Raw genomic sequence first — 10,293 nt, 5'->3', positions numbered from 1 at the left:
CCCCGAGCCTGCCCCGCAGTACGCTGCGCCCGAGCCTGTGGTAGCGCCTGCGCCGCAGTACGCCGCGCCCGAGCCGGTGATCGAGGCTGTACCGCAGTACAGCGCGCCCGAGCCGGTGGTCGAGCCTGTACCGCAGTACAACGCACCCGAGCCGGTGGTCGAGCCGCCTGCAGTGGTGCCGCCCGCACCTGTTGCGGCCACCGAGGTCGCCCTGCCTGTTCCCGAGGCCGCCCCGTCGGTGCCTGAAACCACCACCAAGGCCGGCTTCTTCGCCCGCCTCAAGCAGGGCCTGTCCAAGACCAGCGCCAGCATTGGCGAGGGCATGGCCAGCCTGTTCCTGGGCAAGAAGGTCATCGACGACGACCTGCTCGAAGAGATCGAGACCCGCCTGCTGACCGCCGACGTCGGCGTCGAGGCCACTTCGGTGATCGTGCAGAGCCTGACCCAGAAGGTCGCACGCAAGCAGTTGGCCGATGCCGATGCCCTGTACAAGTCGCTGCAGGGCGAGCTGACCGACCTGCTCAAGCCGGTCGAACAGCCGCTGAAGGTGCATGCCGCGAACAAGCCGTTCGTGATCCTGGTGGTCGGCGTCAACGGCGCCGGCAAGACCACCACCATCGGCAAGCTGGCGAAAAAGCTCCAGCTCGAAGGCAAGAAGGTCATGCTGGCCGCCGGCGATACCTTCCGTGCTGCCGCGGTGGAGCAGCTGCAGGTATGGGGCGAGCGCAACCAGATCCCGGTGATCGCTCAGCACACCGGCGCCGACTCCGCTTCGGTGATCTTCGACGCGGTGCAGGCGGCCAAGGCGCGCAACATCGACGTGCTGATCGCCGACACCGCCGGTCGCTTGCACACCAAAGACAACCTGATGGAAGAGCTGAAGAAGGTTCGCCGCGTGATCGGCAAGTTGGACGCCGACGCGCCGCACGAGGTGCTGCTGGTGCTGGACGCCGGCACCGGGCAGAACGCCATCAACCAGGCCAAGCACTTCAACCAGAGCGTGGAGCTCACCGGCCTGGCGCTGACCAAGCTCGACGGCACCGCCAAGGGCGGGGTGATCTTCGCCCTGGCCAAGCAGTTCGGCCTGCCGATCCGCTACATTGGTGTGGGCGAAGGCATCGATGACCTGCGCACCTTCGAAGCCGAGCCCTTCGTACAAGCGTTGTTTGCCGAGCGGGAGCCTTCATGATCCGATTCGAACAGGTCGCCAAGCGTTACCCTAACGGTCACGTTGGCCTGCATGAATTGAGTTTTCGGGTGCGTCGGGGCGAGTTCCTGTTCGTCACCGGCCATTCCGGCGCGGGCAAGAGCACCTTGCTGCGCCTGCTGCTGGCCATGGAGCGTCCGACCAGCGGCAAGCTGCTGCTGGCCGGCCAGGACCTTGGTCAGATCAGCAACGCGCAGATCCCGTTCCTGCGTCGCCAGATCGGCGTGGTGTTCCAGAACCACCAGTTGCTGTTCGACCGTACCGTGTTCAACAACGTCGCCCTGCCGCTGCAGATCCTGGGCCTGTCCAAGGTCGAGGTGGCCAAGCGTGTGGACGCGGCGCTGGAGCGTGTGGCCCTGTCGGACAAGGCCCAGCTGTTCCCCGGCGACCTGTCCACCGGCCAGCAGCAACGGGTGGGCATTGCGCGTGCCATCGTGCACCGTCCGGCCCTGTTGCTGGCGGATGAACCCACCGGCAACCTCGACCCGCGCCTGGCGGCCGAGATCATGGGTGTTTTCGAAGATATCAACCGCCTGGGCACCAGCGTGCTGATCGCCAGCCACGACCTGGCGCTGATCGCGCGCATGCGCCATCGCATGCTGACCCTGCAGCGCGGCCGCTTGATCGGCGATGGGGAGGCCGGGCAATGAGTGCAACACGTAGTCCCAAGGTGTCCGAGCGGGTGGCCCCTGCGGCAGCCGAGCCAAGCCCTCAGAAACAGAAAAAGCGCCGTGATGATGACGATGACGGCCCGGATTTCAGCACGCTGCTGCACGCCTGGCTGGAAAGCCATCGCTCCAGCCTGCTCGACAGCCTGCGTCGCCTGGGCAAGCAGCCGATCGGCAGTTTCTTCACCTGCCTGGTGATGGCCGTGGCCCTGAGCCTGCCGATGGGGTTGTCGCTGCTGCTGAGCAATGTCGAGCGCCTGGGCGGCTCGTGGCAGCGTGCAGCGCAGATTTCGCTGTACCTCAAACTTGACGCCAGCGTGAGCGAAGGCGAAGCCCTGCGTACCCAGATCAAGGGCATGCCGGGGGTGGCCGATGCCGAGTATGTCAGCCGTGAACAGGCCCTCGACGAGTTCCAGCAGCAGTCCGGGCTGGGCGAGGCCTTGCGCGAGCTGCCGGAGAACCCCTTGCCTGGCGTGGTCGTGGTGACCCCGGCCGAAGTCGACAAGCCAGCGCTGGAGGCCCTGCGCCAACGCCTGGCCGAACTGCCCAAGGTGGAACTGGCCCAGCTCGACCTGGTGTGGGTGGAGCGGCTGGCGGCGATCCTCAAGCTGGGTGATCGCTTTGTCTTCGGCCTGACCGTGCTGCTGGTGTCGGCGCTGCTGCTGGTCATTGGCAACACCATTCGCCTGCATATCGAGAACCGCCGTACCGAAATCGAGGTCATCAAGCTGGTGGGCGGTACCGATGCCTACGTGCGCCGGCCGTTCCTGTACATGGGCGCGCTGTATGGCCTGGGGGCAGGCGTACTGTCCTGGGGGGTACTGGCGTTCGGCCTCAACTGGCTGGATGACGCGGTCGTCGGCCTGTCGGGTCTATACGGCAGCGATTTCTCGCTGGCCGGGGTGCCGCCTGCCGATGGTCTGTCGCTCTTGCTTGGGGCGGTGCTGTTAGGGTATATCGGTGCTTGGATTGCGGTCGCTCGGCATCTGCGTGAGCTTGCACCGCGATAGTGTCTTCCAGCCGTCATTGACTATCGTGTATTTCGGGAACTTGTTTCGCGGTTCCCGGTCAATGATGGCAGTGCCTGATGGCACAATTCAGTGAGTCGGAGGTTTTTTCGTATGACCACTTCGTTGCAACCTGCCTATGCCTTGGTCCCGGGTGCGAACCTGGAGGCCTATGTGCACACGGTCAACAGCATTCCATTGCTGACGCCCGAGCAGGAGCGTGAACTGGCCGAGAGTCTCTACTATGAGCAGGATCTGGGGGCGGCTCGGCAGATGGTGCTCGCCCACCTGCGTTTTGTCGTACATATCGCGCGTAGCTATTCGGGCTACGGGCTGGCCCAGGCCGACCTGATTCAGGAAGGCAACGTTGGCCTGATGAAAGCGGTCAAGCGTTTCAACCCCGAGATGGGTGTGCGCCTGGTGTCCTTTGCCGTGCACTGGATCAAGGCCGAAATTCACGAATTCATCCTGCGCAACTGGCGCATCGTCAAGGTCGCGACCACCAAGGCGCAGCGCAAGCTGTTCTTCAACCTGCGCAGCCAGAAGAAGCGTCTGGCCTGGCTGAACAACGATGAAGTGCATCGTGTGGCCGAAAGCCTGGGGGTGGAGCCGCGTGAAGTGCGCGAGATGGAAAGCCGCCTGACCGGTCAGGACATGGCCTTCGACCCGGCCAGCGAGGCGGACGACGACAGCGCGTTCCAGTCACCGGCCAACTACCTCGAAGACCACCGTTACGACCCGGCACGTCAGCTGGAGGATGCGGACTGGAGCGACAGCTCCTCGAACAACCTGCACGAGGCGCTGCAAGGCCTGGACGACCGTAGCCGCGACATCCTGTACCAGCGCTGGCTGGCCGAAGAGAAGGCCACGCTGCATGACCTGGCGGCCAAGTACAGCGTGTCGGCCGAGCGTATCCGGCAGTTGGAGAAGAATGCGATGAACAAGGTCAAAGCCCTGATCGCTGCCTGATCTGCGGGACCCTGAGGGCCCCTTCACCGGCAAGGCCGGCTCCTACAACAATCCCTGTAGGAGCCGGCCTTGCCGGCGAAGGGGCCCTCTTTGTTTCAGTTGGCCCAGGGCGCCTTGCGCGGCTCATCCAGTTGCACCAGGTAGCCGCTGCCGCCCAGCTGGCTCATCTGCTGACGAATCCACGCCGCCCGTCGCGCCACATAGCTGCTGGGCCGGCTTGCGCTCCAGTTGCGCGGGCTGGGCAGTACCGCCGCCAACAGGCTGGCCTGCTGGCGCGTCAGCTTGCTCGCATCGGTACCGAAGTGATGGCGGGCCGCTGCCTGGGCGCCGAATACGCCGTCATCCCACTCGGCGCTGTTGAGGTACACCTCCAGGATGCGCTCCTTGGACCACAGCAGCTCGATCAGTGCGGTAAACCATGCCTCCAGCCCTTTGCGCAGCCAACTGCGGCCTGCCCACAGGAACTGGTTCTTGGCCACCTGCTGACTCAGCGTGCTGGCGCCGCGAAGCGTGCCACCACGCTCGTTGTGTGCCAGTGCGGCCTGGATGGCATTGAAGTCGAAACCCCAGTGCCCGGCGAACTTCTGGTCCTCGCCGGCAATCACCGCCACCTTCAGTTCATCGGAGATCTCGCCCCATGGGCGCCAGTCGCGTTGCAGGTCGATGGGCTGGCCGTCGACCCACGATTCCACCTTGCGCTCGACCATCAGCATGGTGCCCGGCGGCGGTACCCAGCGAAACAGCAGCACCAGCAACACGCTGGCAACGGCGAACCAGAGCAGGGCGCGGGTGAGGCGGCGGATCAGGGATGAAAGCATAGAGATGGCTTGGCCGAACCGAATGAGCGGGCCATTATACAGACCCTGTGCCCCCAAGGAGTCTTGCGCATGCTTCGCAGCTTTCTGTTGCTCGCCGCCTTTTTCGGCTTTACCGGTGTGGCCCTCGGTGCCTTCGCCGCCCATGGCCTCAAGGGCCGCCTGAGCCAGGAGTACCTGGCGATCTTCCATACCGGCGTCACCTACCAGCTGGTACACGCCCTGGCCCTGCTGGGCGTGGCAGTGCTCTGGGCGCACCTGCCCGGGCGACTCACGGCCTGGGCCGGTGGTCTGTTCTGTCTGGGCATCGTGCTGTTTTCCGGTAGCCTGTACCTGTTGACCCTGAGTGGCATCGGCAAGCTCGGCATCATCACCCCTTTTGGCGGCCTGGCCTTCCTCGGCGGCTGGCTGTGCCTGGGCCTGGCGGCCTGGCGCCTGGGTTGACCCGCGGGTCCGGATCGAGACGAATGGCGCCGCTTGGCCTTGGGTTCAGCCCCGGATAGGGGCTAGAATGCGGGCCCCTAAAAACAATGGCGGCCGTGCGCATGCGCATTCAACTGAACGGTGAACCTTTCGAATTGCCCGACGGCGAAAGCGTCGCGGCCCTGCTGACCCGGCTCGACCTCGCAGGTCGCCGGGTGGCGGTGGAGCTGAACCTGGACATCGTGCCGCGCAGCCAGCACGACGCCACCGCCCTGCGCGAAGGCGACCAGGTCGAGGTGGTTCACGCCATCGGCGGCGGCTAGGCCCACGCGCTTCACCTGCAAGTCCCTCAACCTTCAAGAGGATTACCGATGAGCAATGTTCGTAGCGACAAGCCCTTCACGCTGGCCGGTCGTACCTTCCAGTCGCGCCTGCTGGTCGGTACCGGCAAGTACCGCGACATGGAAGAAACCCGCCTGGCCATCGAGGCCTCGGGTGCCGAGATCGTCACCGTCGCCGTGCGCCGCACCAACCTGGGCCAGAACCCGGGCGAGCCGAACCTGCTCGACGTGCTGCCACCGGACCGCTACACCATCCTACCGAACACCGCCGGCTGCTACGACGCGGTCGAGGCCGTGCGCACCTGCCGCCTGGCCCGCGAACTGCTCGACGGGCACAACCTGGTCAAGCTCGAAGTGCTGGCCGACCAGAAGACGCTGTTCCCCAACGTGATCGAAACCATCAAGGCCGCCGAAGTGCTGGTCAAGGACGGTTTCGACGTGATGGTCTACACCAGCGACGACCCGATCATCGCGCGTCAGCTGGCCGAAATCGGCTGCATCGCGGTCATGCCGCTGGCAGGCCTGATCGGTACGGGCCTGGGCATCTGCAACCCGTACAACCTGCGCATCATTCTCGAGGAATCGAAAGTGCCGGTGCTGGTCGATGCCGGTGTGGGTACCGCGTCGGACGCCACCATCGCCATGGAAATGGGCTGCGAGGCAGTGCTGATGAACTCCGCCATCGCCCATGCCGAACAACCGGTGATGATGGCCGAAGCCATGAAGCACGCCATCGTGGCAGGCCGCCTGGCCTACCTGGCCGGCCGCATGCCGAAAAAACTCTATGCCAGCGCCTCGTCGCCGCTGGATGGTCTGATCAAGTAAGAGCCCCTGATGACTGAATCGCAAGAATCGCCGATCACCGCCGAAGGCGAAGAACGCCAACACCGCCGCATCAAGAGTTTCGTGATGCGTGCCGGGCGCATGACCGAAGGCCAGCAGCGCGGCCTGGACCAGGGCGCGCCGCTGTTCGTGCTGCCACTGGCCGACAGCCCGGTGGATTACGACCAGGTGTTCGGCCGTTCGGCGCCGCGCACCCTGGAGATCGGCTTCGGCATGGGCCATTCCCTGCTGGAGATGGCCGCCGCCGCGCCCGAGCAGGACTTCATCGGTGTCGAAGTGCACCGCCCGGGCGTGGGCGCGCTGCTCAATGGCGTGCTGACCCAGGGCCTGCAGAACCTGCGGGTGTATGACTGCGATGCCATCGAAGTGCTGAACAAGTGCGTGGCCGACAACAGCCTGGACCGCCTGATGCTGTTCTTCCCGGACCCGTGGCACAAGAGCCGTCACCACAAGCGTCGCATCGTGCAGCCGGAATTTGCCGAGCTGGTGCGCAGCAAGCTGAAGGTGGGCGGCGTGTTCCACATGGCGACCGACTGGGAACCGTACGCCGAGTACATGCTGGAAGTGATGAATGTCGCGCCGGGGTACAGGAACCTGGCCGAAGACGGCAAGTGCGTACCTCGCCCTGCCGAGCGTCCGATCACCAAGTTCGAACGCCGTGGCGAGCGCCTGGGGCATGGGGTGTGGGATCTGAAGTTCGAGAAGCTGGCTTAAGACCGCATCACGGCCATTCGCCGGCAAGGCCGGCTCCTACAGATTCAGCGAGATCCTGTAGGAGCCAGCCTTGCTGGCGAAGCTTCTAGCGGCGGTCTGCGACCACGCCAAGCAACACCAGCACCACCAGCAGCACCGGCGCCAGTGCATAGTTGTTGAACTGGCTCAGCCCGCGTACCACCCACGGCGTGGCATAGATCAACGCCGCACCACTGCCGATCAGCACCAGCAGGGCCATGAACGGCACGCGCAGCGCACCTGCCAGCCCGCCCAGGCGCTGTTCGACCCAGCCCTTGATGTCGGTGCCGAACAACACCAGCAGACAGCCTACAAGCGCCAGAGAGATCTCCGACAGGTTACTGCGGCTCCAGCGGGAGACGGTCGAGAGCAGGTCGAGTACCAGGTCCATTCGCTATCCTTAGGTCAAGAAATACTGCAGCAGGTCGTTGAGAAACAGCTGGCCCTGCGGTGTCGCCACCAGCCGCGTCGGTTCGACCTGCAAAAGGCCCTTTTGTTCGGCTTCACGGCGCGCCGCCGCCAGTTGTTCCAGCGGCAGGCCGGTACGCTGCGCGAACAGCGCAGCCTCCACGCCCTCGGTCAGGCGCAGGGCGTTCATCAGGAACTCGAACGGCAGTTCGTCCACCGCCAGCAGCTTGTCGCCCGCCTTGAACGCCTTGGCCGGGTTCAGGTAGTCCTTGGGCAGCCGGGTTTTCCAGGTGCGCACGATGCGCCCGTCCGGGTGGCTGAGCTTGCCGTGGGCACCGGCGCCGATGCCGATGAAGTCGCCAAAGCTCCAGTAGTTGAGGTTGTGCCGCGCCGGGCGCCCGGGCTGGGCGTAGGCCGACACTTCGTACTGGCGGTAGCCGTGCTCGGCCATCAGCGCCTGCCCGGCCTCCTGGATATCCCACAGGATGTCGTCCTCGGGCAGCAGCGGCGGCTGGTTCCAGAACACCGTGTTCGGCTCCAGGGTCAACTGGTACCACGACAGGTGGGTAGGGTTGAGCGCGATGGCCTGGCGCAGGTCGCCCAGCGCATCGTCCAGCGACTGGTCGGGCAGGCCGTGCATCAGGTCCAGGTTGAAGTTGTCGAACCCCGCCGCACGCGCCATGCCGGCCGCACGCACCGCCTCGTCACCGTTGTGGATGCGCCCCAGCGCCTGGAGCTTGGCCTGCTGGAAGCTCTGCACGCCGATCGACAGGCGATTGATGCCCAGTTGCCGGTAGGCCTTGAACTTCTCCTGCTCGAAGGTCCCGGGGTTGGCCTCCAGGGTGATCTCGATGTCGGCGGCGAACGGGATGCGTTGCTCCACGCCCGCCAGCAGGCGGCCCAGCGCACGGGCACTGAACAGGCTCGGGGTACCGCCGCCAAAGAAGATCGAGCTGATCGGTCGCCCGTACACCGCGCCCAGCTCCTGGTCGAGGTCGGCGAGCAGGGCGTCGACGTAGGCCTCTTCCGGCAGCTGCGGGGTGGCGGCATGGGAGTTGAAGTCGCAGTACGGGCATTTGCGCACGCACCACGGGATATGGATGTACAGCGACAGCGGCGGCAGCTGCGCGAGTGCCGCCCGTGGTGCGTTGGAGCTGAAGCCAGCCTCGCCCAGATGCAGTGGCTGTGCCGGCGTGCGGTCGGTCATTGCAGGCCCAGGCGCTGACGCAGCAGGCTCATGGCGCGGGCGCGGTGGCTGATCTGGTTCTTGTCGGCGGGGCTCAGCTCGGCGCTGGAGCAGTCGCGCTCCGGTACCCAGAACAGCGGGTCGTAGCCAAAGCCGTGGGCACCGCTGGCCTGGTGCAGGATGCGCCCATGCCACAGGCCCTCGCACAGGATCGGCAGCGGGTCGTCGGCATGGCGTACCAGCGCCAGCACGCATACGAACTGCGCGCCGCGCTCGGCGTCCGGCACGTCCTTGAGTACCTCGAGCAACTTGGCGTTGTTCGCCGCGTCGCCCTGGCCATCGGCGTAGCGCGCCGAGTAGATGCCCGGCGCACCACCGAGAAAGTCCACCGCCAGGCCCGAGTCGTCGGCCAGGGCCGGCAGCCCGGAGATACGTGCGGCATTGCGCGCCTTGAGGATGGCGTTCTCGACGAACGACAGGCCGGTTTCCTCCGGCTCGACGCTGCTGAATTCGCCAATCGAACGCAGTTGCACGGTGTCACCGAGCATGGCCTGCAGTTCCTTGAGTTTGCCGGCGTTGTGGCTGGCCAATACGAGTTGCTGGATGTTCATCATTCGCCTGGGAAGAGCTCTTGGTTGAAACTGATGGTCTCGGTCTTGCCACCAATTGCAACATTGATCGTGAAGGTGCGGGTTTCCTGCTGCTCCACCGGGAACTGGGCGATGTAGTAGATCGCGCCCTGTTCGGTGATCTGCTTGAAGCTGAGTGGTACCGTGCGGCTGCTCAGGTCCTTGACGCTGCCGCTGACCTGGGTCACCTGCGGCTTGCCGGCCTTGATCACCGACACGTTGATCACGCCCTGGTTCTTGCTGCGCACCAGTTGCGCCGCCTTGGCGATGTCCGGCTGCAGGAAGGTGGAGATGAAGGTGCTGTAGTGCACCGTGGTGTCACCGAAGACTTCCTTGCGCTCGCCCTTGATCGCATCGGCAGCAAGCGCCGTCGTGCTCAGGCAGGCAACCAGTAAAAAGCTCAACAAGCGACCCATGATCTGTCTCCTCCAGTGTGGGTTGTTCAAACCGCGACCTTGTGTTCCTGCAGGCCCGGGCTGCTGACACGGTAAATGCCGATCTCCCCTAGAAGATTAGGCCATAGCTTGCTCGCCCACCCATGCCGGTGCATATGGTCGACCGCCAGGCGGTCGAGCACCTGGGCGCGACGTTCGCTGCACAGCGCCTCGAAATCCTCGAAGGTGCAGAAGTGGATGTTCGGCGTGTTGTACCAGGTATACGGCATGAAGTCCGACACTGGCATGCGACCCTTGGTCGCCAGGTACCAGCGGCAGCGCCAGTGGCCGAAGTTGGGGAAGGTGATGATGCACTGGCGGCCCACGCGCAGCATTTCGTCGAGGATCCGGTCGGGGTACTCCACGGCCTGCAGGGCCTGGGTCATGACCACCACGTCGAAGCTGTTGCTGGCGAAGTTGCCCAGGCCCTTGTCTAGGTCCTGCTCGATGACGTTGACGCCCTTGGCCACGCACTGGGCGATGTTGTCGGGGTCGATTTCCAGGCCGTAGCCGGCCACCTGCTTGGTGTCACGCAGCGAGGCGAGCAGCTCGCCAGTACCGCAACCGAGGTCGAGTACCCGGCTGCCGGCGGGGATCCAGTCTTGGATGATTTCCAGGTCGGCTCTCATGG

The 10,293-nt window shown here is 64.9% G+C and carries 13 protein-coding genes and 1 pseudogene; 8 read left to right on the top strand and 6 right to left on the bottom strand.

Annotation, left to right across the window (positions count from 1 at the left end):
• From ftsY to rpoH, 4 genes are all read left to right on the top strand, one after another.
• The coding region (gene ftsY / locus JZZ72_RS24795; protein ID WP_236066331.1) for a signal recognition particle-docking protein FtsY at positions 1–1,189 on the top strand (1,189 nt) is incomplete at its 5' end.
• Entirely contained in the window at positions 1,186–1,857 is a 672-nt protein-coding gene (ftsE, locus tag JZZ72_RS24790; protein ID WP_043860122.1) for a cell division ATP-binding protein FtsE, read from the top strand. The genes ftsY and ftsE, both read left to right, overlap by 4 nt.
• Positions 1,854–2,885, top strand: a complete 1,032-nt coding sequence (gene ftsX / locus JZZ72_RS24785; RefSeq protein WP_043860123.1) for a permease-like cell division protein FtsX — start codon at positions 1,854–1,856, stop codon at positions 2,883–2,885. Before ftsE ends, ftsX begins: the two co-directional genes overlap by 4 nt.
• Before the next feature lie 111 nt (positions 2,886–2,996).
• Positions 2,997–3,851, top strand: coding sequence for an RNA polymerase sigma factor RpoH (gene rpoH / locus JZZ72_RS24780; RefSeq protein WP_043860124.1), 855 nt, complete (start codon positions 2,997–2,999; stop codon positions 3,849–3,851).
• 95 nt (positions 3,852–3,946) lie between these two features.
• Here rpoH and mtgA read toward each other — a convergent pair.
• A pseudogene (gene mtgA, locus JZZ72_RS24775) lies at positions 3,947–4,704 on the bottom strand (monofunctional biosynthetic peptidoglycan transglycosylase).
• 34 nt (positions 4,705–4,738) lie between these two features.
• Between mtgA and JZZ72_RS24770 the strand changes: the two are divergent.
• From JZZ72_RS24770 to trmB, 4 genes are all read left to right on the top strand, one after another.
• On the top strand, positions 4,739–5,110 hold the full coding sequence (locus tag JZZ72_RS24770; RefSeq protein ID WP_043860126.1) for a DUF423 domain-containing protein: 372 nt from the start codon (positions 4,739–4,741) through the stop codon (positions 5,108–5,110).
• Positions 5,111–5,211: 101 nt separating this feature from the next.
• A complete protein-coding gene (thiS, locus tag JZZ72_RS24765; protein ID WP_043860147.1) occupies positions 5,212–5,412 on the top strand; it encodes a sulfur carrier protein ThiS in 201 nt (66 codons plus the stop codon).
• A gap of 48 nt (positions 5,413–5,460) precedes the next feature.
• The gene (locus JZZ72_RS24760) at positions 5,461–6,255 is read left to right on the top strand and encodes a thiazole synthase (RefSeq protein WP_043860127.1); all 795 of its coding nucleotides are present in this window, start codon (positions 5,461–5,463) and stop codon (positions 6,253–6,255) included.
• Between the two features lie 9 nt (positions 6,256–6,264).
• On the top strand, positions 6,265–6,987 hold the full coding sequence (trmB, locus tag JZZ72_RS24755) for a tRNA (guanosine(46)-N7)-methyltransferase TrmB (RefSeq protein ID WP_043860128.1): 723 nt from the start codon (positions 6,265–6,267) through the stop codon (positions 6,985–6,987).
• Between the two features lie 85 nt (positions 6,988–7,072).
• On the opposite strand, the gene JZZ72_RS24750 is transcribed toward trmB, so the two are convergent.
• The 5 genes from JZZ72_RS24750 to metW are packed head-to-tail and all read right to left on the bottom strand — an operon-like array spanning position 7,073 to position 10,291.
• A complete protein-coding gene (locus tag JZZ72_RS24750; RefSeq protein WP_043860129.1) occupies positions 7,073–7,396 on the bottom strand; it encodes a DUF3392 family protein in 324 nt (107 codons plus the stop codon).
• Between the two features lie 9 nt (positions 7,397–7,405).
• The gene (gene hemW / locus JZZ72_RS24745; protein WP_236066330.1) at positions 7,406–8,620 is read right to left on the bottom strand and encodes a radical SAM family heme chaperone HemW; all 1,215 of its coding nucleotides are present in this window, start codon (positions 8,618–8,620) and stop codon (positions 7,406–7,408) included.
• Positions 8,617–9,213 carry an RdgB/HAM1 family non-canonical purine NTP pyrophosphatase gene (gene rdgB / locus JZZ72_RS24740; protein ID WP_043860131.1) on the bottom strand — a complete coding sequence of 199 codons (597 nt, stop codon included), beginning with the start codon at positions 9,211–9,213 and terminating at the stop codon, positions 8,617–8,619. The genes hemW and rdgB overlap by 4 nt, the downstream gene beginning before the upstream one ends.
• Complete coding sequence (locus JZZ72_RS24735) at positions 9,210–9,644, bottom strand: DUF4426 domain-containing protein (RefSeq protein WP_043860132.1); 435 nt, start codon at positions 9,642–9,644, stop codon at positions 9,210–9,212. Before JZZ72_RS24735 ends, rdgB begins: the two co-directional genes overlap by 4 nt.
• A 26-nt stretch (positions 9,645–9,670) precedes the next feature.
• Positions 9,671–10,291: a methionine biosynthesis protein MetW gene (gene metW / locus JZZ72_RS24730; RefSeq protein WP_043860133.1), complete on the bottom strand. Its 621-nt coding sequence runs from the start codon at positions 10,289–10,291 to the stop codon at positions 9,671–9,673.
• Between the last annotated feature and the right edge of the window lie 2 nt (positions 10,292–10,293).

The sequence above is a fragment of the Pseudomonas palmensis genome (genome assembly GCF_017848315.1).
Lineage (GTDB): Bacteria > Pseudomonadota > Gammaproteobacteria > Pseudomonadales > Pseudomonadaceae > Aquipseudomonas > Aquipseudomonas palmensis.
This window is presented reverse-complemented; position numbering and strand designations above follow the sequence as displayed.

What these genes read in the sequence shown, in the direction of transcription:
- thiS (WP_043860147.1), top strand. Translation starts at nt 5,212, where the DNA reads ATGCGCATTCAACTGAACGGTGAACCTTTCGAATTGCCCGACGGCGAA.
- JZZ72_RS24735 (WP_043860132.1), bottom strand. Translation starts at nt 9,644, where the DNA reads ATGGGTCGCTTGTTGAGCTTTTTACTGGTTGCCTGCCTGAGCACGACG.
- metW (WP_043860133.1), bottom strand. Translation starts at nt 10,291, where the DNA reads ATGAGAGCCGACCTGGAAATCATCCAAGACTGGATCCCCGCCGGCAGC.
- ftsE (WP_043860122.1), top strand. Translation starts at nt 1,186, where the DNA reads ATGATCCGATTCGAACAGGTCGCCAAGCGTTACCCTAACGGTCACGTT.
- rpoH (WP_043860124.1), top strand. Translation starts at nt 2,997, where the DNA reads ATGACCACTTCGTTGCAACCTGCCTATGCCTTGGTCCCGGGTGCGAAC.
- JZZ72_RS24770 (WP_043860126.1), top strand. Translation starts at nt 4,739, where the DNA reads ATGCTTCGCAGCTTTCTGTTGCTCGCCGCCTTTTTCGGCTTTACCGGT.
- JZZ72_RS24760 (WP_043860127.1), top strand. Translation starts at nt 5,461, where the DNA reads ATGAGCAATGTTCGTAGCGACAAGCCCTTCACGCTGGCCGGTCGTACC.
- ftsX (WP_043860123.1), top strand. Translation starts at nt 1,854, where the DNA reads ATGAGTGCAACACGTAGTCCCAAGGTGTCCGAGCGGGTGGCCCCTGCG.
- JZZ72_RS24750 (WP_043860129.1), bottom strand. Translation starts at nt 7,396, where the DNA reads ATGGACCTGGTACTCGACCTGCTCTCGACCGTCTCCCGCTGGAGCCGC.
- rdgB (WP_043860131.1), bottom strand. Translation starts at nt 9,213, where the DNA reads ATGATGAACATCCAGCAACTCGTATTGGCCAGCCACAACGCCGGCAAA.
- trmB (WP_043860128.1), top strand. Translation starts at nt 6,265, where the DNA reads ATGACTGAATCGCAAGAATCGCCGATCACCGCCGAAGGCGAAGAACGC.
- hemW (WP_236066330.1), bottom strand. Translation starts at nt 8,620, where the DNA reads ATGACCGACCGCACGCCGGCACAGCCACTGCATCTGGGCGAGGCTGGC.